This window comes from Bacillus sp. UNC322MFChir4.1, assembly GCF_000746135.1.
Taxonomy (GTDB): domain Bacteria; phylum Bacillota; class Bacilli; order Bacillales; family Bacillaceae_G; genus Bacillus_A.
The window spans coordinates 38,248-60,379 of sequence record NZ_JQKQ01000012.1 but is presented as its reverse complement, the minus strand read 5'-3'; the positions used below and the strand labels follow the sequence as shown (position 1 = coordinate 60,379).

22 protein-coding genes and 1 other annotated feature are annotated in these 22,132 nt (G+C 32.7%); of the genes, 16 read left to right on the top strand and 6 right to left on the bottom strand.

The genetic code is table 11. The features are described 5' to 3' along the window. Nucleotides 1-230: 230 nt before the first annotated feature. The 9 genes from BR72_RS05585 to BR72_RS05545 all read left to right on the top strand — a co-directional run bounded on the left by BR72_RS05585 (nucleotide 231) and on the right by BR72_RS05545 (nucleotide 9,502). On the top strand, nucleotides 231-737 hold the full coding sequence (locus BR72_RS05585; protein WP_035430768.1) for a GNAT family N-acetyltransferase: 507 nt from the start codon (nucleotides 231-233) through the stop codon (nucleotides 735-737). A gap of 579 nt (nucleotides 738-1,316) precedes the next feature. Beyond that, nucleotides 1,317-2,225, top strand: coding sequence for an alpha/beta fold hydrolase (locus tag BR72_RS05580; protein ID WP_035430767.1), 909 nt, complete (start codon nucleotides 1,317-1,319; stop codon nucleotides 2,223-2,225). A 510-nt stretch (nucleotides 2,226-2,735) separates the two neighbouring features. Continuing rightward, nucleotides 2,736-4,157, top strand: a complete 1,422-nt coding sequence (locus BR72_RS05575) for a zinc dependent phospholipase C family protein (RefSeq protein WP_035430766.1) — start codon at nucleotides 2,736-2,738, stop codon at nucleotides 4,155-4,157. Between the two features lie 51 nt (nucleotides 4,158-4,208). Continuing rightward, nucleotides 4,209-5,045 carry an endonuclease I family protein gene (locus tag BR72_RS05570; RefSeq protein ID WP_035430765.1) on the top strand — a complete coding sequence of 279 codons (837 nt, stop codon included), beginning with the start codon at nucleotides 4,209-4,211 and terminating at the stop codon, nucleotides 5,043-5,045. Nucleotides 5,046-5,243: 198 nt separating this feature from the next. Further along, nucleotides 5,244-6,113, top strand: a complete 870-nt coding sequence (locus tag BR72_RS05565) for a helix-turn-helix domain-containing protein (protein WP_035430764.1) — start codon at nucleotides 5,244-5,246, stop codon at nucleotides 6,111-6,113. Between the two features lie 45 nt (nucleotides 6,114-6,158). Next, the gene (locus tag BR72_RS05560; RefSeq protein ID WP_035430763.1) at nucleotides 6,159-6,539 is read left to right on the top strand and encodes a VOC family protein; all 381 of its coding nucleotides are present in this window, start codon (nucleotides 6,159-6,161) and stop codon (nucleotides 6,537-6,539) included. Between the two features lie 109 nt (nucleotides 6,540-6,648). Continuing rightward, nucleotides 6,649-7,278, top strand: a complete 630-nt coding sequence (locus tag BR72_RS05555; RefSeq protein ID WP_035430762.1) for a LysE family translocator — start codon at nucleotides 6,649-6,651, stop codon at nucleotides 7,276-7,278. Nucleotides 7,279-7,563: 285 nt separating this feature from the next. Continuing rightward, entirely contained in the window at nucleotides 7,564-8,001 is a 438-nt protein-coding gene (locus BR72_RS05550) for a MarR family winged helix-turn-helix transcriptional regulator (protein ID WP_035430761.1), read from the top strand. A 325-nt stretch (nucleotides 8,002-8,326) separates the two neighbouring features. After that, a complete protein-coding gene (locus BR72_RS05545; RefSeq protein WP_051957235.1) occupies nucleotides 8,327-9,502 on the top strand; it encodes an MFS transporter in 1,176 nt (391 codons plus the stop codon). Nucleotides 9,503-9,632: 130 nt separating this feature from the next. Here BR72_RS05545 and BR72_RS05540 read toward each other — a convergent pair whose 3' ends face one another. From BR72_RS05540 to BR72_RS05530, 3 genes are all read right to left on the bottom strand, one after another. After that, nucleotides 9,633-10,367, bottom strand: a complete 735-nt coding sequence (locus BR72_RS05540; protein WP_035431022.1) for an alpha/beta fold hydrolase — start codon at nucleotides 10,365-10,367, stop codon at nucleotides 9,633-9,635. A 353-nt stretch (nucleotides 10,368-10,720) separates the two neighbouring features. After that, nucleotides 10,721-11,185, bottom strand: coding sequence for a DMT family transporter (locus BR72_RS05535; protein ID WP_035430760.1), 465 nt, complete (start codon nucleotides 11,183-11,185; stop codon nucleotides 10,721-10,723). A gap of 13 nt (nucleotides 11,186-11,198) precedes the next feature. Then, nucleotides 11,199-11,621, bottom strand: a complete 423-nt coding sequence (locus BR72_RS05530) for a DMT family transporter (RefSeq protein ID WP_035430759.1) — start codon at nucleotides 11,619-11,621, stop codon at nucleotides 11,199-11,201. Nucleotides 11,622-11,717: 96 nt separating this feature from the next. On the opposite strand from BR72_RS05530, the gene yeiL reads away from it, so the two are divergent. Together yeiL and pssA are read left to right on the top strand one after the other, a co-directional pair. Next, nucleotides 11,718-12,416, top strand: coding sequence for a transcriptional regulator YeiL (gene yeiL / locus BR72_RS05525; protein WP_035430758.1), 699 nt, complete (start codon nucleotides 11,718-11,720; stop codon nucleotides 12,414-12,416). Between the two features lie 371 nt (nucleotides 12,417-12,787). Then, nucleotides 12,788-13,279, top strand: a complete 492-nt coding sequence (gene pssA / locus BR72_RS05520) for a CDP-diacylglycerol--serine O-phosphatidyltransferase (protein ID WP_035430757.1) — start codon at nucleotides 12,788-12,790, stop codon at nucleotides 13,277-13,279. A 261-nt stretch (nucleotides 13,280-13,540) separates the two neighbouring features. Here the strand turns inward: pssA and BR72_RS05515 are convergent, their stop codons facing one another. Next, nucleotides 13,541-14,719, bottom strand: coding sequence for an MFS transporter (locus tag BR72_RS05515; RefSeq protein WP_035430756.1), 1,179 nt, complete (start codon nucleotides 14,717-14,719; stop codon nucleotides 13,541-13,543). Next, on the bottom strand, nucleotides 14,716-15,285 hold the full coding sequence (locus BR72_RS05510) for a PadR family transcriptional regulator (protein ID WP_035430755.1): 570 nt from the start codon (nucleotides 15,283-15,285) through the stop codon (nucleotides 14,716-14,718). Before BR72_RS05510 ends, BR72_RS05515 begins: the two co-directional genes overlap by 4 nt. A 225-nt stretch (nucleotides 15,286-15,510) precedes the next feature. Continuing rightward, nucleotides 15,511-15,766 (top strand) — a binding site (T-box leader). Nucleotides 15,767-15,849: 83 nt separating this feature from the next. On the opposite strand from BR72_RS05510, the gene lysS reads away from it, so the two are divergent. The 4 genes from lysS (at nucleotide 15,850) to BR72_RS05490 (ending at nucleotide 18,741) form a co-directional block, all read left to right on the top strand. After that, on the top strand, nucleotides 15,850-17,403 hold the full coding sequence (gene lysS, locus BR72_RS05505) for a lysine--tRNA ligase (RefSeq protein ID WP_035430754.1): 1,554 nt from the start codon (nucleotides 15,850-15,852) through the stop codon (nucleotides 17,401-17,403). 226 nt (nucleotides 17,404-17,629) lie between these two features. Beyond that, nucleotides 17,630-17,836, top strand: coding sequence for a helix-turn-helix transcriptional regulator (locus tag BR72_RS05500; protein WP_035430753.1), 207 nt, complete (start codon nucleotides 17,630-17,632; stop codon nucleotides 17,834-17,836). Further along, nucleotides 17,833-18,264, top strand: a complete 432-nt coding sequence (locus BR72_RS05495; RefSeq protein WP_035430752.1) for a hypothetical protein — start codon at nucleotides 17,833-17,835, stop codon at nucleotides 18,262-18,264. Before BR72_RS05500 ends, BR72_RS05495 begins: the two co-directional genes overlap by 4 nt. Nucleotides 18,265-18,501: 237 nt before the next feature. Further along, nucleotides 18,502-18,741, top strand: a complete 240-nt coding sequence (locus tag BR72_RS05490; protein ID WP_035430751.1) for a DUF3977 family protein — start codon at nucleotides 18,502-18,504, stop codon at nucleotides 18,739-18,741. Nucleotides 18,742-18,961: 220 nt separating this feature from the next. Here BR72_RS05490 and BR72_RS05485 read toward each other — a convergent pair whose 3' ends face one another. Next, nucleotides 18,962-20,731, bottom strand: coding sequence for a M3 family metallopeptidase (locus BR72_RS05485; protein ID WP_035430750.1), 1,770 nt, complete (start codon nucleotides 20,729-20,731; stop codon nucleotides 18,962-18,964). 171 nt (nucleotides 20,732-20,902) lie between these two features. Here BR72_RS05485 and BR72_RS05480 point away from each other — a divergent pair, with 171 nt between their 5' ends. After that, on the top strand, nucleotides 20,903-21,808 hold the full coding sequence (locus tag BR72_RS05480) for a winged helix-turn-helix domain-containing protein (RefSeq protein ID WP_051957225.1): 906 nt from the start codon (nucleotides 20,903-20,905) through the stop codon (nucleotides 21,806-21,808). The last annotated feature ends 324 nt before the right edge of the window (nucleotides 21,809-22,132 follow it).

The window sequence follows — 22,132 nt, the reverse complement described above, 5'->3', positions numbered from 1 at the left end:
AAAATACTGAAAATTCAAATAGTTTTTTTCTCAAGATTTTTTGAGTTTTAATAAACAATTTAAACCGTTTGGATATTCGACAGTATGAATAATGTTCCTTCATCTCAAAAGAAAAAATCTGTCGAATTTGATAAGAAATAAAAAGAATGCGTTAGGACTAAATAGGAATCTTTGGACGTTTTGTAGAATATTCCAACATACTTTTATTTTTTATTGAAGGAGATGTTGTCATGGAAATAACTATTCGTCCCGTTCAAATACAAGACGCTAGTGCAATTCATCGAATTTGTATACAAGGTGCTGTTTTGCCATATATGGTTTTTCTGCCGAGTATGCGGGTAGATGCTATGGAAAATAGGATTCGCAATTTAGGACCCAATCAATTTGAATTTGTCGCAGAGCTTGATGGGAATGTTGTTGGATTTGTAGGTTTAACACAAGGGCAAGGCCGAAGATCACATTCCGGAGATCTATTCATTGGTGTAGATAGTGCATATCATAAAAAAGGAATTGGGAAAGTATTACTCACAAAAATTCTTGATCTTACAGACAATTGGCTCATGCTTGAAAGGGTAGAACTCGGTGTTCTTGAAACAAATCCTGGTGCGAAAATATTATACGAAAAATTTGGATTTCGAGAAGAAGGTATAAAGAAGGGAAGTTTGAAGGCGAACGGTAAATTTGTTGATGAAATTATGATGAGTCGTTTTCGTCCGAATGGTTTGATTATTGTGTAATAAAGGTGTGAATTCAAAAGAAAGTAGTACAATTCAAAACAAAGTGGTACATTGAAGAATACATTCGTTGTGTAATTAAATGAAGATTGTAGAATTTATAACTATAAACTTATTGTGAAGCTAAGAGAAAATAATACATAAAAGTAAAAAAAGCATGATATATAATTGTCATGCTTTTTATTATGCTCAGTGTGGTTTTAAAACAAAGATTGATAATATGTAAAAAAGTTTGATCAAAATCCTATGTTGATGTGCAGGATTTTTCCTTATTCAGCAATCGTGCCATATTCTTGAATAAGGAAAGAATTTATATGAACAATCTTTAAATTGTAATTTGTTCCAGAAAAAGTCATCGTTGTTAAATACGTTGTTGAATAAGGTACAAATATATAGCCCAACCAGTACGTGCCTATTATGTAATTCACTTAAAGGATATAAAGAATAAAAAGGCTCTAATATTGAATAAGAATATAAAGGGTATAACTTATTTGAATGTTTTAAAAATTTGTACTTTTAGGTGATTATTAAAACTAATTGATAGAGCTTATCAATATTTTTGTCAAAAGAGGAGGAGTTAAAATGAAGAGAGATGATAACAAGATTGGTCACTTTACATCTAAAGAAGGGAAGGAAGACTTTCAAATTGCTTACGATGAATCAATGGCACTTCTTCCAAAGCCTAACGAAACGAAAGATATAAAAACGAAATATGGCACAGTTCGTGCTTATTACTTTACTAAAGAGGAAAACAAACATAAAGACCCAATACTCTTACTCCCTGGCCGTGGTGCATCTACTCCAATGTGGGGACCGAATTTAGAAGGACTAAGGGAGGAAAGACCAGTTTACACGATAGATTTACTTGGTGAACCTGGTATGAGTGTGCAAATGAAGGTGATTGAAAACCAAAAGCAACAAGCAAAATGGTTAAATGAAGCGATTGAAGGATTAGGTTTAGAAAAAGTGCATATCGTGGGTGTCTCAGTTGGTGGTTGGACAACAATGAATTTGGCCAGGTATAATCCAGAGCATATTGCTTCGGCTAGTTTGTTGGACCCAGTCTTTGTATTTGCACAAATGTCCATAAAGATGATTCTTGCATCTATTCCAGCTTCTGTACCTGTTGTACCTAAGTTTATAAGAGAAAAGATGTTAAGCTATGTTTCTGGAGGAGCAAAAGCAAATGACGATGAGCCTATTGCTAAATTAATCGAGTCGGGTATGCGTAATTATAAACTTAAAACCCCAGCGCCTGATCTATTTACTAACGAGGATTTAAAGAATATCAATGTTCCAGTTCTTGCATTAATGGCTGAAAAAAGTACAATGCACGATTCAGCAAAAGCAGTTGAAACTGGGAAAAAACATGTTAAAAATATCGATATCGTTAACTGGAAAAATGCATCTCACGCAATCAATGGTGAGTTCTCTAACGAAGTTAATGCTAAAATCCTTGATTTTGTAGAACAACATTCTAATGACAACTAAGTTGAAAGTGGCAATATGTTGTAATAACAGCTTACATTATCAATTCTTTTTAATAATCGGAGTAAAAAATATACAGATATCCACTGTACGATTAGATTCTTTATTCAACAAACGGGCGCTATTCTTTTATAGAGAAAGCGTCTTTTTCTTGTATTTCAAGTGTTCTCAAGGTTAAGTAATTTTTTGTTTTCTACGATTGTTGAATAACTAGCGTATAAAAGAGACTCACCAACAAAAGTTAATAATAGTGAAACTTTAATCATCAATTCACCTCATAACATGAAAAACGAGAGTTACTCTCGTTTTTATTATTTCGGTTCTAAATGATATACGTTTTGTTGTGTGGTTTTCTCTGAAGGTTTTTAACTAACAACTAAATATGTATAATTGCATAAATAAATTGAGAAATATAGGTTATTATTAAACTACATTTTTAATGTAGATGAGTATTCTCACTTAAATGTGAAGTCGTTTGCATTTTTGATGAAACTTTTGTATAGGAGAATAAATATGAAAAAGAAATTATGTACATGGGCTCTCGTAACAGCGATATCTTCTGGAGTTGTTGCGATTCCAACCGTAGCATCTGCTTGCGGAATGGGTGAAGTAATGAAACAGGAGGATCAAGAGCACAAACGTGTGAAGAGATGGTCTGCGGAGCATCCGCACCATTCTAATGAAAGCACGCACTTATGGATTGCTCGAAATGCGATTCAAATTATGAGCCGTAATCAAGATAAGACGGTTCAAGAAAATGAATTACAATTCTTAAAAATACCTGAATATAAGGAGTTATTTGAAAGAGGGCTTTATGATGCCGATTATCTTGATGAGTTTAACGATGGAGGTACAGGTACAATCGGTATTGATGGGCTAATTAAAGGAGGCTGGAAATCTCATTTCTATGATCCTGATACGAAAAAGAACTATAAAGGAGAAGAAGAACCAACAGCCCTTTCGCAAGGAGATAAATATTTTAAATTAGCAGGAGATTATTTTAAGAAAGAAGATTGGAAACAAGCTTTCTATTATTTAGGTGTTGCGACGCATTACTTCACAGATGCTACTCAGCCAATGCATGCTGCTAATTTTACAGCTGTCGACATGAGTGCAATAAAGTTTCATAGCGCTTTTGAAAATTATGTAACGACAGTTCAGACACCGTTTGAAGTGAAGGATGATAAGGGAACATATAATTTGGTCAATTCTGATGATCCGAAGCAGTGGATACATGAAACAGCGAAACTCGCAAAAGCAGAAATTATGAATATTACTAGTGATAATATTAAATCTCAATATAATAAAGGAAACAAAGATCTTTGGCAACAAGAAGTTATGCCAGCTGTCCAGAGGAGTTTAGAGAAAGCGCAAAGAAACACGGCGGGATTTATTCATTTATGGTTTAAAACATATGTTGGCAAAACTGCAGCTGAAGATATTGAAACTACACAGGTAAAAGATTCTAATGGAGAAGCAATACAAGAACAAAAAAAATACTACGTTGTGCCTAGTGAGTTTTTAAATAGAGGTTTGACCTTTGAGGTATATGCTTCGAATGACTACGCACTATTATCTAATCACGTAGATGATAATAAAGTTCATGGTACACCTGTTCAGTTTGTTTTTGATAAAGAGAATAACGGAATTGTTCATCGGGGAGAGAGTGTACTGCTGAAAATGACGCAATCTAACTATGATGATTATGTATTTCTTAATTACTCTAATATGACAAATTGGTTACATCTTGCGAAACGAAAAACAAATACTTCACAGTTTAAAGTGTATCCAAATCCGGATAACTCATCTGAATATTTCCTATATACTGATGGATACCCGGTAAATTATCAAGAAAATGGTAATGGAAAGAGCTGGATTGTGTTAGGAAAGAAAACGGATAAACCAAAAGCGTGGAAATTTCAACAGGCGGAATAGGATTTTCTATTATATATAGAGAAAATTAAATTTTAAAGGGGATTGGTGTATATGATGTTCCGAAATACAAAACTTGCTATTTTTACCATTTCTTCATTTTTTATTTTAGGTTCTGCATCCTTATCATTTACAGATACCGTGTATGGTGAAGGAGCTTCTACATCTTCAAAAGTAACTCAAGGGATAACTTCAACTAATTATGATGATACATATTATAATAGTGTGAAGGGGAAAACAGGCCTAGAGCTAAAAAAGGAACTTCATAATATTATTGATAATCATACAAAGATATCATACAGTGCAGTTTGGGAAGCGCTAAGAGATACTGATGAAGATCCAAATAATAAAAATAATGTACTTCTCTTATATACTGGGCGTTCGCAAGGGAAATTTACAAATGGTTCAGGGGTCGATAATTGGAACCGAGAGCACGTTTGGGCAAAATCTCATGGAGAATTTGGGACGGCTGCAGGACCTGGAACAGATCTTCATCATTTAAGAGCCACAGATGTATCTGTAAATAGCTCACGCGGAAATTTGGATTTTGATAACGGTGGTGTGAATCATTCAGAAGCAACAGGATGTAAATATGATAGTGATTCCTGGGAGCCTCGTGATAGTGTAAAAGGTGATATTGCTAGAATGTTATTTTACATGGCTACTCGTTATGAAGGGGATAACGGTGAAGTAGATTTGGAACTAAATGATAAAGTAAATAATAACAAAGCTCCGTATATGGGAAAACTATCTGTATTATTAAAATGGAATGAACAAGATCCTGTTGATGATATTGAGAGAAAGCGTAATGAAATCATTTATACAAAGTATCAGCATAACCGGAATCCATTTATTGATCATCCGGAATGGGTAAATGCAATTTGGAAATAAGTAAAATCATAGTTTGAAAAAAATAAAGTGGAAAGGAGTGGTCATTTTGATCACTCCTCTCCACTTTATTTTGTAATTATTTATGATAGGTTTTAATAAAATTCATTAGGAAAGTAAAAAAATTTATACTCAACTTTCATTATTATGTATAATTGAATTATCTGAAAGTTATAATTACATGCTAATGGAGACGGTATTATGAATGGTATGGATTCTACTAATTTTGCTTTACATGAAAAAAGTAAGCAGTTCTATTGGGAAGGGAATGGCCAATTATCTATTAAAACATTTTCTAACGGAAAAGCACATTACAAGACTACTAAAGGTTTTTTTGCTGTCGAGGAAAGCAGATATTTACTTCTTAATGAAGGGGATTATACAATTTCAATTGATGAGAATAAGGAAGTAGAATCTTTCTGTATCTTTTTTAGAGAGGGATTTGCAGAGGGGATTTTAAACTCACTAAGTGAATCAAATAATAGACTTCTTAGCGATCCTTTTAGGGATATGAGCGATATCGGATTCTTTGAAAAAACTTATGATACAAGTAAAACTTTACGGTCTCAAATAATAAAATTTAAAGAGAGATTATCTATTCTTGAGAATGACCCAGTTGGATATGAAAAACAATTTCACAAGTTAATGCAAATCATTCTCTTTGAACATTTTGACGCATGGAAAGAAGTTGAATCATTAAGTGCAATACGTAATTCGACAAAAGAAGAATTGTATAGAAGGATTAGTATTGCACATGAATATATAAGGGCCTATTATGACAAACCGATTAAATTAAATGAAATTGCCCAAGTTGCTTGTTTATCGCCAAACCATTTGTTAAGAATATACTCACAAATATATGATAAAACACCTCATCGACATATATCAGAGTTTAGAATTCAGAAAGCGAAAAAGCTTTTAACACAACTAGATTTCAATATGACTGATATAACATTTGAACTAGGATTACAAAATCCTGTATCTTTTAGCAAAATGTTCAAACAACATGTTGGGATTTCTCCTATTGAATTTCGAAAAAAGGTGATTTTGGATAAGAAATACAAAGTATAATCGTATATTCTGAGAATGAAATGATATTTGAAAGGGGAATTCTCATTGAAAACTACTATGATTCAAAAAATCGGACAAATTGGGGTACCGGTTAAAGATTTAGATAGGGCAATTCATTTTTATAAATACAAGCTTGGGTTATCACTTCTATTTAATAATGATAGTATGGCATTCTTTGAATGTAACGGGTTACGTCTCTTTTTAAGCCTTCCAGAAAAAGAGGAATTTTCTCAATCTAGTTCAGTCATTTATTTTCAAGTTGAAAACATGAAAGAAACTTACGGAAATCTATTAAGTAAGGAAATTATTTTCATCGATGAACCACATATTGTAGCGAAAATGGGACAATTAGAAACATGGATGACATTCTTTAAAGATACGGAAGGTAATACACATGCATTAATGAGTGAAGTACAATGTCAATGAAAGAGGCCGTTGATAACGGTCTCTTTCATTACTTTCAGTTTTATAGCTTTTCACAGTAATGAGAATAAGACATATAAAAGGATAGTATTAAAATCGGAGGGAGAATAAGTTGGCAATTGAATTGTTTGTCAAAGGATTAATCATGGGGCTCAGTATCGCTGCTCCTGTTGGACCTATTGGAGTTTTATGTATACGACGCACATTGGAGTACGGAAAATTTATTGGTTTTATGTCAGGTTTAGGTGCAGCGACAGCTGATGGTCTATATGGGCTGATTGCTGGACTTGGTTTAACATTTATAACAAATTTTTTAGTTGAACAACAAGGATGGATTCATTTAATTGGTAGTGTGTTTTTATTATATCTAGGATTAAAAATTTTCGTTTCGAAACCGTCAAAAATAGCAGCTAAAGCCAATGGTAATAATGTTTTTAGTGCATATGCTTCAACCTTTTTTTTAACCATTACAAATCCAGTAACCATATTGTCTTTCTTGGCCATTTTTTCTGGACTTGGAATATCTAATTCGAATGATGATACGATAACTAACTTGGTCGTAGTATTAGGAGTATTTTTAGGTTCTGCATTATGGTGGTTCTTTCTTAGCAGTGTAACAGGAATATTGATGAATCGAATGGGAAATTTCCCTTTTAATATTGTGAATCGTATTTCTGGATTTATTATATTAATGTTTGGTTTATGGTCTATGTACAATTTAATGAAGGACCTTTTTACATAAAATAAGAGGTTTTAAGCTACTGGTTCTTGTTTTTGCTAGATTCTAATATATGAGTTAGTTTAAAGATAGATAAGTTTGTAAAGAGTTATATTACAATATAACGAATTATTGACAGTTATGTATTGGTAACATATAATTCATATATGAAATATTTGTTAACTTTTAGAGAAATAAGGAAGATACATAGAAATAGTTGTATAACGTCAGATGAACGATTAGGAATAAATTTATTTCTATTTGACTTGTTTAGTGTAGAATTTGTTCTCTGCAGAAAGGGTGTTTAATATGCAAATAACAGCAAGGGAATTATATGCTTTAATTAGAGATGTATATCATCAATTACAAAATAATCTCGAGAATCAATTGAAACAATTCGATATTAGTATAGTTCAATTTGGAGTTATACAAGTGTTATCAGAATCAGAAAAAACTTCGATGTCTCAATTAAAACAAAAAATTGGTTGTGCTCCTAGTAATGTTACTACTATGATTCAACGGATGAAGAGAGATGGCTTTGTAACAACTACTAAAAACCCAGCAGATCAAAGAGAAACATTCGTATATTTAACTAAAAAAGGTAAAGAAACGAAAGAAAAAGTAAATGTTCAATACAAAGCATTTCTTAAAGAAAATTTTTCTTATTTTGATGAAGAAAAATTTATAACATTATCAGAAATTCTTGAAGACTATAAACGTCATTTATTAAACGTTGAAAAGAAATAACAAAAGTGTAACTATATAAATCCAAATTAAAAAAACGCCATAAAACCATTCTTTTTAGGTGGAAGAAAGCATCTGGCCATGCATAGAAGTTCTGCCACATGCGAAGTAAAAATAAAGGGAGAAAGCAAGTGTGGGCTCTTTTTTTTCTGCATAGCAGCAATGTAGATGCTGAAAAATCAAAATGGATTTATATAATATAATAGTTGTATTTTTGTTTACATAAATATTTCATATATGAAATATATTTCCGGGCATTTATTTCATATATGAAATAAAATTAGAAGCTAAGGGAGAGATTTAAGTGAGTGATAATGGAATGAGACCTATGTTAATTCTACTAGCAATTGTAGCATTTTTTATTGGAATGGATTCTTTAGTGGTATCACCTTTAATTCCTGATATTGCTAAAGCTACTGCAACACCAATGGAAAGGGGAGGGTGGTTAATTACCTCTTATGCGTTATTCTATGGATTAACTGCTCCATTTTTTGGCCCGATTTCTGATAAATTTGGGCGCAAACAAATGATTGTGACAGGAATGATTATATTTTCAATTGGAACTTTTTGTACAGGACTATCAGAAAATTTTAATACAATCTTAGTTTTTCGTGCATTAACAGGCTTATCAGGGGCTATGGTGATGCCAAGTATATTTGCGTTAATAGGTGATAAAATACCTTATAACATGCGGGGCAGTGCAATGGGAATGATCATGGGGGCTATGGTTGGTTCTACCGTGTTAGGTGTACCAATTGGGGCTTTTTTAACTTCTGTTGGTAATTGGCAGTGGACTTTTTATGGTATAGGGGTTTTAGCAATGTTGGTTGCCTTTATTATAATGGGCATCTTGCCTAAAACGCCACCAACAAATGAAATTCCAGTTTCTGCACCAGCGGCAATGGTTTCCGGGATAAAGACAGCCTTTACAAATACATCTGTGTTCTTTGCATTATTATCTACTTTCTTATGGACTGTTAGTTTACAAGGTATATTTTCTTATATTGGAGTTTACTACAAAGAGAATTTTGATTTTAGTGTAGAAAAAACAGGAATGGTAATTTTTTTGGCAGGAGCCGGTAGTATTATAGGCAACGTCATAGGTGGTAAATTAGCGGATCAAATCGGTAAAAAAGCAGTTGTTTCAATTGCTACTATTATTGCAGCAATTGGAGTTGTTAGTTTCACTTTGTTAACTGAACATGTAATATTTGCAATGATTGTACATGTATTATGGAGTACATCAATTGGGTTTGGTCAATCTTCATTAACAGCATTAATTTCAGAATTAAGCCCCAAAGCAAGGGGGACCGTAATGGCTCTGAATAGCTCAGCAATGTATATGGGAATGATGTTTGCCTCTGCAGGTGCTTCTTGGCTATTGGTAGGCGGACAAACATTTTTAGATATTGGTATATTGTGTGCAATTGCTAGCTTCTTAGTACTGCCAATTATTCATTTCTCAATAAAAGAGAATTCGATTATGAGGGAAAGAAGTTATTAAATAAGAAAGAGTAAATTTTTTTTGTTAAAAAAATAAAAGGAGAGCGTATATTATTTCATGTATACTATGTGTTCTCCTTTTACTAAACTAAAGAGCCTGAGAGATTAATAAAAAACATAACCAATTTAAGTTAGAAGTTATTAATTAATCGTTTTATTGCATCAATTACTACAAATGGTTCATCATTTTGTATATAGTGGGCACTATCTTTTGCTATTATAAGCTCACTTTTTGTAGATATCTCAAGAATCTCTTTTTGCATTTCATTCCATAATTCTTGAGATTTTTTAGAATAATGATCTTTTTTTCCTGCTGATAAAACAATTAAGGGAACATTTAATTGTTGTTTTGTTTGTTTTAGCTGCTTTAGACTTGCGGTGAATTCATCGTATGTACTTTCATAAATAAATTGGTTGTTATATGCTTGTTGAAATTCTTTTGACATTGTTGGAAGAAATCTTTCTTTATAATCTTCTGGTGTAGAATCAATTAAAAGTAATGCAGCGACGTTGTTAGGATGCTTTGTAGCATATATCCGCATGTTTACTCCACCAAAAGAATGGCCTACTAATATGTATGGGGGGTGTATCTTCATTTTTATTAGAAGTTGGTTCAATTCTTCTACCATCTCTTGGCTCGTTCTAGGATTAGGACTTTTCTCGCTTTTTCCTAATCCGGCTCTATCATAGACAAGTACTTCCGTTAGCATAGAAATTTCAGTAATTATGGAACTCCAGGCTTTAGAATAGTCTCCATACCCAGCATCCATTACAATAGTAGGTTTGTCTGTTTTCTCCCCATACAACTTTGTAAATAATTTGAAACCACTAAATTGAACAAACTGCTCTTTCTCTTGAATAGACATTTTTTCGCTACGTTTCACATTAATCCTCCTAGTAATTAACAGTATATTTTTTCTTTCTAAGACAGTATTAAAAATAAATGCATTTGACTAGAATCTCTAAATAGAATTGTAGCATATGCAAAAAAGATGTTAATTTTTATACTGGTTTAATCCTTCTTTAATAATCGTTGTTCAAGTCATTTGGAAAAATTAAACTGTTTGTAAGAAGAGGAGAATTGGAATTACTAAAGGACGTCTCTGTTATGATTTAAATTTAGAACGATTGAGGACAGAGAATTTGGATAGCGGTCAGTTGGTGTTATCCAGTTCAGATTTAGAAAATATTATGCAAATAAATTAATAAGAAACAAGCCTCAATAAGCTTGTTTCTTATTTTGAACAGGTATATCCGCCCGATCAATGACTAAATTATATGTCAGTCCCATTAATACTAACAGTCCACCTATTATTTTACCAATTGATATTTCATGTGAATTGAAAAAATCAAGGATAACACCCATACCTAATTGACCGATAAAAATGAGTAATGTCAAATAGAAGGAAGATATTTTAGGAATAATATAGTTCGATAACCCAATTACTACAACACCTACTAAACCACCTAAATAAGCAAGAAACGGTATGGACTGCAATGTGGTGTAGGACATGTTAAAAGATTCATTACTAAAAACTAAAAACAGCAGCGAAAAAGCGAGACCAGTAACATAGTTGAAAAAAGTACCTTGGAAAATTCCGATTTGAGTTGCTAAATTTGCATTTATCACTCTAGCAATTACAATAGAGCAGCCAGCTAAAATCGCGATACATATATATAACATCTTTTCTCCTCCATTAATAAATATTCATTACAATAATTCCAAAAGCGATCAGTAATAAACCGACCATTTTCTTTTTTTCAAACTTCACAGCCTTCATTCCTAATAATCCGAAATGATCGATGACAATAGAAGTAATCGACTGGCCGAGTAAGCCTAAAGCGATTGTTAAGGATACACCGAGTGTTGAAAAGCTAACATTGGTAAACAATACGGTGAATACACCGATAGCTCCCGCGCTATATAAGTAAAGCGGAATTCCTTTACGAATCTTAATTTTAAATTTACCCACTAATAAAATGATAATAACCGCAATTAATCCAACGATATGAATGAGAACACTAGCGTTATAATTTCCTATAACTTCTGCTAATATGCCATTTAGTGGAATCATCAGCGCGATGAGAGCACCGATAAATGCGGAAAGTAATTTATACATAGCATTTCCCCCTTGCATTTTTAAAGTTAATTTATCATGATTGAAGTATCGTGTATTATGACATATGTCATAGTAAAGAGGGGATTTGGAGAATTTATGAAAAAAATATATGATTCAAAGAAGTTAGATGAGTATATTCAAAAGAATAATATTGAAGATTTTTTTAGTCATGACATAAAGTCTGTGATGGAGTTGCTGTTATTTAAAAAGAATGAATATATATGTAGAGAAAATGAAACGCTTCATCATCTTTACTTTTTTGTAGATGGAAAAGCAAAGGTATATACGACTTTAAGTAACGGTAAATCGTTATTATTAACTTTTTATAATGGGTTTGAAGTTATGGGAGATGTTGAATTGGTTCGTTCTCAAAAAACGTTTTCGAATGTCCAAGTAATAAAGGACTCTTATTGCATTGGAATTCCATTAGAAAAAATTAGATTGCGTTTACTTCATGATGCAACCTTTTTAAGTTTTATTTGTGACTCTTTAGCACATAAACTTGCAAGACTTGCTCAAAATAGCTCCATTAATTTACTTTATCCACTTGAGAATCGCTTAGCGAGTTATATTCTTGCGACAGGTGAAAGTGTTGAAAATGAAAAGAATACAATGGTATTTCAAGGGAATTTAACCGAGATATCCGAGTTGTTAGGAACAAGTTACCGACATTTACTGCGAACATTAAATATTCTTTGTGATAAAGGAGTGTTAGAAAAGAAGGGGAGTTATTTTGAAGTAATAGATAAGCTTTTACTACAAGAGTTGGCGGCAGATGTTTATAAACAAAATTAAACATACAATGGAAGTTTTTAGTTTGTAAGGAGTCGTCACTTTTTTACCTAGTCAGTGAATCTTGAATTGCTGTTTTAAACGGGGCTAATTAGTTATATTTTGAAAAACGTTATGAGTCAAGACAAAAATGAGATCAAAGTCGTTAGAGGTTTACTAAAAGCCGGCCATTACCGATGTTAGTACTAACCTTTAAAAGAGGAATACAACAATTAGAATAATAAAAAGCCGATTTTCCTTAATGTACAGAAAGTCGGTTTTTTTCTTGTCAAATATGCTTAGCGTACACTAGTCATGTATTTTTCAGAATAACAGGAGAATATATAGAAAATGCTACATAAATAGGAAGTTTGATCAACTTAGGAGGGACAACTTTGTACAATTGGATAGTAAAATCTGTACCTAATTTATTTACAATTGGAAATTTATTGTGCGGTGTTTTTTCAATTACCTTAAATATGAGCGGCTTTTTGGAAACAGCCTCCATTTTTATTTTCTTTTCGGCTGTTTTAGATCTCTTAGATGGAAGGATTGCAAGGAAATTAAAAGTAAATAGTGAGTTTGGCGTAGAATTGGATTCTTTAGCTGATATTGTTAGTTTTGGAGTTGCTCCTGCACTTTTATTTCATTCGATAGCGGCACCATCAATTTTAACTTCTTTGGCATTTATCCTTTTCCCAACGATGGGTGCTTTAAGGTTAGCTAAGTTTAGTGTTAAACCAACCGTTGGATATTTTAAGGGATTACCTATTCCAGCTGCTGGATTACCATTGGCTGGTATGGCATTTTTTTCATATAGCAATGCGTGGATTACCTTAATCCTCGCTTTCTTAATGGTAAGTCCAATTAGGTTTAAAAAATTTTAATAGGGGTACAGTCCCATGCCGATTGAGTTAAGAGCTTTTAATACCCCAAAACTTTGGGATAACTCGTTCTTTTAGCTTGATGGCAATATGGCAGGCCCCCTATAAGCAAACCAAAGATGTAGCCATGTTATAAGAAATACTGAATCGTAGTACATCCCAAATTGCACTTAAATATACTGTAATGAACAAAGAAGAAAAGATAATTTCTTGGCTACATTTTTAATCTAACGTTAAAGCTTTTTAAAATACGTTATAGGATATTCATGCTTGTTTTTTTGTTTTCCAAAAATACAGTCCAAGATAACATAGGAGAATAAGACTAAAGATGTATAGTGTGTTTGTTAATCCGAATAAATCCGATAGACTGCCGCTTAACGTTGGACCGCAGAACATGCCAATTGAGTATGCCGTATTATAGATTGCAAAGAGTGTACCGTATGCACGAATTCCATTTTTGTCTGCGATGTATGTCAGTTCTGGCAGGGCAGGTGCTAGTAAGAAACTGAAGCTAATTCCTAGGACAGCCAAAACAATTATTTCAGTGATCATATTAGGAGCAAGTGTTGTAAATGGAAAGCAAAGAGCAGCAATTATAAGTCCAATAATCATTGTTTGATTTCTGCCAAGCTTGTTTGAAAGTGTTCCTATTACAGGAGCAGTAAATCCATAAGCGAGTGTGGGAACAGCAAATAAAAGTCCGATTGTTCCTGAACTTGCGTTTAAAACATTATGTAAATATAAAGGAAGAGTCGGCTCTAAAGCGCTAGGCAAGGCAGATCCAATTATAATAATTCCGATAATCATAAATAAAGAGTGCATCTTTAAGATGGAACGATAAGAAATACGTTGGTCAGTATCCTGTTTCGGTTCATCATGAAGCAATGTGATTCGTAATATACCATCAATAAGTGCGATTCCTGCTGCGAAGATAAATGGTAAGTGATAGCCGCCCCATTGGTAGAGAAAACCACCGATAGTTGGACCTAATAGCATTCCAATTGCTTGGCCAGATAGAGCAATCCCCATTGCTTTCCCGCGCTCTTGCAGCGGGAATACATCAGCAAGAAGGGCTAACCCAGCTGTCCATGTTGCAGCGGCGGATATACCTTGTAGCATTCGTGCTAGAACCAATAACCAAAAATTGTTCGCAAATCCAAATAACAAAGTTGCAGCTGCTAATCCAAATAAACCTAGAATCATAGGGAGTCTTCTTCCTACTTTATCAGAGAGTACTCCTAATATTGGAGTTGCAAGAAGTAACGTAATGGCATAGCTGCCGAATAAAAAGCCAATTTCAGCTTGTGTGGCCCCAAGTGTTTTTGCATAGCTTGGAATGATTGGCACGATCATTCCGTAAATAAGCATGTCAGTAAAGACGGCTACTGCGACAACCCATAAAGCAGCTTTTTGTATTCGAGACATTTTTATTTGAGATTTCATTGTTTGTCCTCCTCTCTGCTTTTTTCTTCTAATATAGATAACTTCTTTTCTAGCTTTTCGATAAACTGAAGCTGCATCTCACATTGTTCATAAATATTTTCAAAAATAAGAGTTACATGCTCAGGAAGGTCAATCATTTTCTCTTTAATCGATTGTCCTGCTTTCATATTTTCGTACATGTCAACAATTCCTTTTTTTTGCTCCTGCAAAGCAACTATGATTTTCTCGACAGAAACTGCATCAGCTGTGAAAAAAGTTAGTGCTGTGTATAGATGAGTTGGGAAAGTTACCGAAGATTGCTGAAAAGATTCAATCATTAGCTTGTGAAATTCATCTTTTCCAGCAGGTGTGACACTATAAATTGCCTTGGAACGATTTCCTGTTTTTTCAACAGTATCTAATTCTACTAACCCTTCTTTGTCCATTTTTTTTAAAGCGTGGTAAATAGAAGCGGGGAAAACACCTGCCCACGTATCAGTTTGCGCAGATTGCATTGCTTGCTGTAATTCATAGCCGGACATAGGACCGTACTGCATTAATAAACCAAGTACCATTAATCTTGTCATTAGTATCCCTCCGTTAAAATAGAAAACATTTAATACTAAACATTTAGTATTGATGTAAGCATATTGAATAAGTTCTGTTTTGTCAAGATTTGGTATGTAATTTTTTATTCAACTTAAGTACGCCACTGGTGAAGCGATGCAGCTTGATACAAATAATAATCAGAAAGATGATTGACAATAATCATTTTTCTGATTATTATTAATGCAATTAAAAAAATGAAAATATTAGCAGCAATGAAGAGAAGAGTAATTAAGAATTGATATGTAACAGAGAACTCCGATAGCTGAGAAGGAGAGATAGCGATCTTAATGAAAAAAGACTTGGAGCTTCGTATGGAACTAAGTTGATTAGGGATAATACGACGGATTCTCCCGTTATAGAGATAGGGTATACGCAATTTGCCGTACCCGAAGAGGTTGGTATGGTGACATATCAATAAACTGAGGTGGTACCACGATGAGCACAACTCTCGTCCTCAAGATGTATAGTCTTGGGGGTGGGAGTTTTTTTATTTGGGAAAAAGGAAAAAGAGAATTGAAATGATTTTATGAAGAGGTGATAGTATGCACTGGGCATATAAAATAGCAAATGAATTAATTAATACGTATCCAAATAAAGATACTTTTGTGTGTGCGTCAGGAATTAGTCCTTCGGGATCAGTTCATATAGGGAACTTTCGGGAGATTGTAACAACACATTTTGTAGTGAAGGCGCTGCAAGACTTAGGGAAGAAAACACGTTTTATTTTCTCTTGGGACGATTATGATCGTTTTAGGAAAGTTCCTAAAAATGTTGATCCCTCTTTTGAAAAATATATTGGTTTGCCGTATTCAGATATTCCGGATCCTTTTGGGTGTCATACGTCGTATGCAGAACACTTTGAAAAAGAATTTGAAAAGTCTCTAGCAGCCTTTGGGATTGAAGTGGAGTTTCTATATCAGAGTAAGGAATATAGAACTGGTAGATATAACAAACACATTCTTCATGCATTACAACAAAGAAAAGAAATATATGACATAGTCATGAAATTTAAAACGAGTGATATTTCAGAAGAAGAGAAAAATGCTTTCTACCCAATTGCACTATATTGCGAGAATTGCGGAAAAGATCATACAGAAATAAAAAAGTTTGATGAAGAAAATAAAACGATTGAATATGTTTGTAGTTGTGGAAACCATTCAATATTATCAGTGATGAGTGCAAATAATATGAAACTGAATTGGAAAATAGATTGGCCAATGAGATGGATGGTTGAAGATGTCATTTTTGAACCTGGAGGAAGAGATCACTCATCAGAAACAGGAAGTTATAACGTATCAAAAGAAATTGCTAGGAGGATTTTTAACTATGAAGCCCCTAGCTATGTAGCTTATGAATTTATAGGAATAAAAGGCGATCATAAAAAAATGTCTAGCTCAGCTGGAAATATTATAACGCCAAATGAGCTACTGAACATATACTTACCTGAAATCATTCTATTTATGTTTTCGAAGTATAAGCCCAATGCACCTTTCAATATTGGCTTAGATGAAGATGTGATTAGAAATTACTCTGAATATGAAAGATTTAGAGACAGTTACCGAAATGGAACGTTACAAGATAAAGATATATGTTCTTCACTTAAATTATCAAAAGTTCACGGTGAAAATGAAGTATTACCGAAATTTAACCAAGTAGCAGGTGTCTTACCATTAGTAAACTTTCATGTGCAGGCATTACAAAGTGTGCTTAGTAAAACAGATGAGGAATATACCGTCACAGACATCAAGCAAATAAGCGATCGAGTAGAATTTTGGATTAAAAATTGGTATCCACAAAAAATGATTCGTATAAATGATAGGAAAGATAACGAATACTATGAAACATTAAATGAGATTCAGAAAAATTGGTTAAAAGAATTTTGTGACGTAATTCGTAAAAGTTGGCAGGCTGATCAATTAATGGAGAAAATATATGCAATTTGTCATGATGATGACAAGAAAACTATGAGAGCGAATCAAAAATTATTATTTAATATGATATATAAACTCGTTTTGAATAGTTCAAATGGACCGCGGTTGCCGATGTTGATTCAAGCGGTAGGGGTTGAGCGAATGCTTGCTTTATTGGATTATTAATACAAAGAAGGCTTGAATAGATAAGGGTGTATCTAAAGATATTTTTTTCAATTTATAATGATTGCTGGAGATTATTCCCCAGTTTCGGAAAAACTTTTATGAAATTAATCCAATTCAAAATGACAGTTCCACCTATCTCGCGAGATATGGAGGAACTGTCATTTTTATGTAACTTATACTTTACATAAAGGAACATATATATTACACTTTAAGTGGAGGGTGTTAAATGAAAAATCATGTAAAGGTTGCTCGTGTAAAAGCAGACTTGACACAACAACAGCTTGCGGATGCAGTCGGTATTACAAGACAAACGGTTAGCCTTATTGAAAAAGGAAAATATAATCCGTCATTAAAGCTATGTTTACAAATTTGCTATACCGTAAATGCCAAACTCGATGAAATATTTTGGGTGGATAAGGAGGATTTTGAATGAAAAAAATTACAGATGAAAGACTGATTGTAAGGAATTTGCAAAATATTAAAATTGCATATATCGTCCAAACAATAGGGGTTTTATGTATTCTTGGCTACGACTTCATTCAAGGGGGAATGGAGAGAATGCGTGAAAATCCCCTTTGGATGGTATTTATGTTAACCGCTATTGTAGCTGCCTATTTATCGATGAGTATTAGTGTAGAACACGAAAAAGAAATAAAAGATCCTAAGAAATCATTTATTATTAGCATGGTAGTACTAACTGTATTTGGAACAGGTGTTGCATATCTTACTTCCATTACACCAAACTTTGGCTGGAAAGATGGTCTATTATTAGGAGCTATTTTATTTATTTGTGGTTTAATACCAGTTTACTATGTATATAATTTAAGAGTGAAACAAGGACAAGATTTAGAAGATGAGTAGAATGTGCTAATATAATTGTTACTAATTTTTAGAAGAAAAGCTAGGTGACCTGTATCCCGAAGCGTGAATGCTTAAAAAAGTCCATGATGAGGGGGTCTTCTCACCAGATATGATAAAAGAAGGATTCTACATTTCATTCATAGAACAAGTAGTATGGCCAAAATATCTATCAATATAAGTAACATAATATAATTATGTTACTTATATTGATAGATATTTTGATAAGGGGAATTACAATTGAAGTATATCGAATTTGGAATCGGAAATAAGTGGCTTGTTAGAACAGAAATTGAACATGACGATGGAACTGAAACGGAGCAGCGTGGTATTGTGAAGCCAATTCATTTTGAATCGGCGTATATGAGATGTTGGGTAGGAAAAACATGTTTTATTGTAGATACAAAAGAAGGTTTTAAGAAAATGACAAAGAACCGAAATGAACTCAAATTCATTTTTGGAATTGTAAGTAGGAAATAAGTAGAGAGTGAGAGATATAAGGGCTTTAACATATTAGTCATGTATAATATGTTAAAGCCCTTTGTTTTTGGCAATAAATTTTGAAACTAGATTTGAATAGTATTTTGCTCTATTTGAGTAGAAATAAATAAAATTCCATAAACGACCGTTTATGGAACTTGGAAATTTACTATCTTGGGCACAAAAAAATTATGCTACCTTTGAAATGAACTGGATTAAATTAACTATTTGAAAGATGAATATATTCTTCTATATCCTTAATAATTTGATTAATAGATTGCTGCCAAAATTTTGGGTTAGAAAGATCAATATTAAAGTAGTCGTATACTAATTCTTCAACTGGCCTTTTTTCAGTTTCACCTAAGAACCTTTTATATTTCGAATTAAATTCACTACCATCCTGTTTTGCAGTGGCTAACAGACCTAGACTTAATAGATAGCCAAAAGTATAAGGATAATTATAAAAAGGAATGTTAGGTTCATAAAAATGCCCATATTTTATCCAAACAAAAGGTTGATACTGTTCTAGGCTATCACCATAGGCTCTTTTCTGAGATTCGATTGATAATTCCTCTATCTGAATAGGACTTAATGGACCACCTTTACTTTCTTCATAGAAAAGTTGTTCAAATATAAATGATCCTCGAATTGCCATTAAATAATTTAAGCTACTTTGTATTTTATAGTTAAGCAAAGATTGTTTAACTTCCAAATCACTCGTAACGGTAATTAAATGATCTACAAAAATTAATTCAAATAAAATAGATGAACACTCTGCGATACTCATTGGAAAATGTTCTTTTAAAAAAGAAAGTGAAGGAGCATCTTTTAACTGTTTAAAATGCCATGCATGTCCGATCTCATGTGCTAGTATCCTTGCACTCTCTATCGTTCCGTCGTATCGTAAAGAAATTCTAGATTCTCCCTCACTTAGAAAAGGAGCACAAAAACCTCCAGGAGGTTTATTCGCTCTTGGCTCTGCATCTACCCAACCATCTGTTATTACATGAAGTGCAAATTGAGCAATTTCATCGTCAATAATTTTAAATGAATTGAATATTTCTTCTACGGCTTTTGAAAAAGGCATTTTTCTTTGCTCATTTTGTTGAGAAGTCATTAATTGATGCCATGTTAGCTTTTCTACATTATTCTTTTTAAAGTCTAGAAAACGAGTTAAATTTTTAAAATTCTTATCTATTGTCTCCCACATTGTAAAGAGTGATTTTCGAGAAATTCCATTTAAATGAAGAGAATCTGATAATATATCGTCTTTTTGTAGGGCATCGTTTTGAGACAACCGTAATCGTGCAAAGTTATTAAAAACGGTACCAAAAAGATCCTTTTCCTTGTCCAATTTACTTGTTAGAAGCTCAAACGCTTTCATTCTATTGATAGGGTCATCATGATTCATAGCTAAATCATTCACTTCACTAAAAGAAACTACTTTTTTATTATCATCATCAATAAATTCAATCTCTAATTTGTTTTTAAGCTGAGTGTACATGTCTTTCCAATGATTCAATTCATTTCTTGTAAAGTTTATCACTTGTTCTTCAATACCAGTATAAATGTTAGTAGATAAATCAGAAATAAAGGGTTGCACAAAAGGAAGGCTATACCATTCCTTTTGGATTTCAGCAGGAAGTTTATTTATATATTTTTGCCAATCTGATAATAAAGAATGAGCTTCATCTTTGAGGGAAGTTATTTTGTTATGCAATGAAGTAGGAGTAGAATAATCTTTTGATTCGGACATAAGACAGTAACAATAGTATTCCGCTTTTTTAAGCCTACTGCGGACATCGGAGAAGCTCTGCAGCATTTTTTTATCAATAAAACTTTCAGTGTTAAATTTTGAATACGTTTCTTCTTTTAAATAATGAATTAAAATTTTAATTTCATTTAATTCATTAGATAAAGTTTGATCACATTCATTTGGATATAATCTTTGTAAGTCCCAGCGTGTAGGTTTATGAGGAATTTGATTCATAAATACAACCTCCAATAGTATTATAGTATCAGTTCTTCAAATTAAGAACTAAATTACAGTTCAATATTATCAGAAAAATATAAAAATGAAAATAAATTCAGAATGATTATTCTTGTTCGAATGTTGTATATTCTGATATTCTATACTTAATAGCTTAATAGGAGGTAAATAATGTCATATCGTGTAGCAGTGGATGATTCATTAGTTTATGAATTACTTTTAAGTTTTTTATTATATAAAAGAAGGAAAAATCTAAAATATTTGTATAAAGGTACTAGTTGGATTGAAACAGTTAATGCTAAACTAACTGATCAATATAAAAATAAACTTGAACAATTTGAAGATGTATCGTTTGGGGATGTGCTATGCTTGATAATTGAAGGATGTCCTCAAAAAGAGGATATTCATTCATTTTTAAATTGGTTCCAGAAAGCATCAATAACCACATTGTATGCATTACTAGCGCCACACTTAAAAAAAGAGGATTCTCATCTTTTGCTTGATTTAGAAAATCAAAAAAAAAATTATTTTTATTTCCTGTCGGAGTGGTATAACCAGTACTTTAAATTTGAGAATATAGAGAAAAAAATAGTTAACGAGGCTTCAAAATTTAGTGAAAAAGCTGAAACATATTCACCAGAAAAATTGGTAGAAGAGTTTGCGACTGGCCTTAAAATAGAAATTCCAACAATTAAGCACGTTGTTCTAATTCCTTCTCTTCACTTTTGTCCGCTCCATACTTTTAGCATTTTTAAAGAGAAAATGTTTGTGTGGTATCCTGTAAGTTTTGAAGAATCAAGAGAAAAAATATGTAACATTTCAAAAGCCCTTGCAGATCAAAAACGTTTAGATATACTCCAGTTTCTTTCAAGAGATAAATATAAATTTACGGATATTTTAAATTATATAGGCGGAGCTAAAGGAAACCTCCATCATCACCTGATGATATTGCGATCAGCAAACCTTATACGTGTACATCTATCTAGTAATAATCAATTTTATCTCAGTACACGTACAGAATTTGTTTCTGAATTAAAGGAGAAAATGATAGATTTTATTCAATATGCTGATGCATAGTATTGTCTGTGAGACCAAGTGCTAAATATGTGGATTTTAAATAAAGTTTAATCAAAAATAACCTCTTCGGATGTGATATCCGTAAGAGGTTATTTTTTTGGAAAACAGGTGTATTTCATGCATGAAGTTAAAAGGTTGCTTTGCTCAATCTTTTTCAAAGTGAGCGCTTTTTGTTTTTGGAGGTGCTATAAAATTTGAAGTTAATGGAGATGAGGTACCGCCCCATGCCCATCAACTTAAGATAAATTTGTATCCGTATAATGCTCCTCAATACTCTGTGAACTACATCTCCATTAAAATGGAGAGCTTCGGATTCCCAACAAA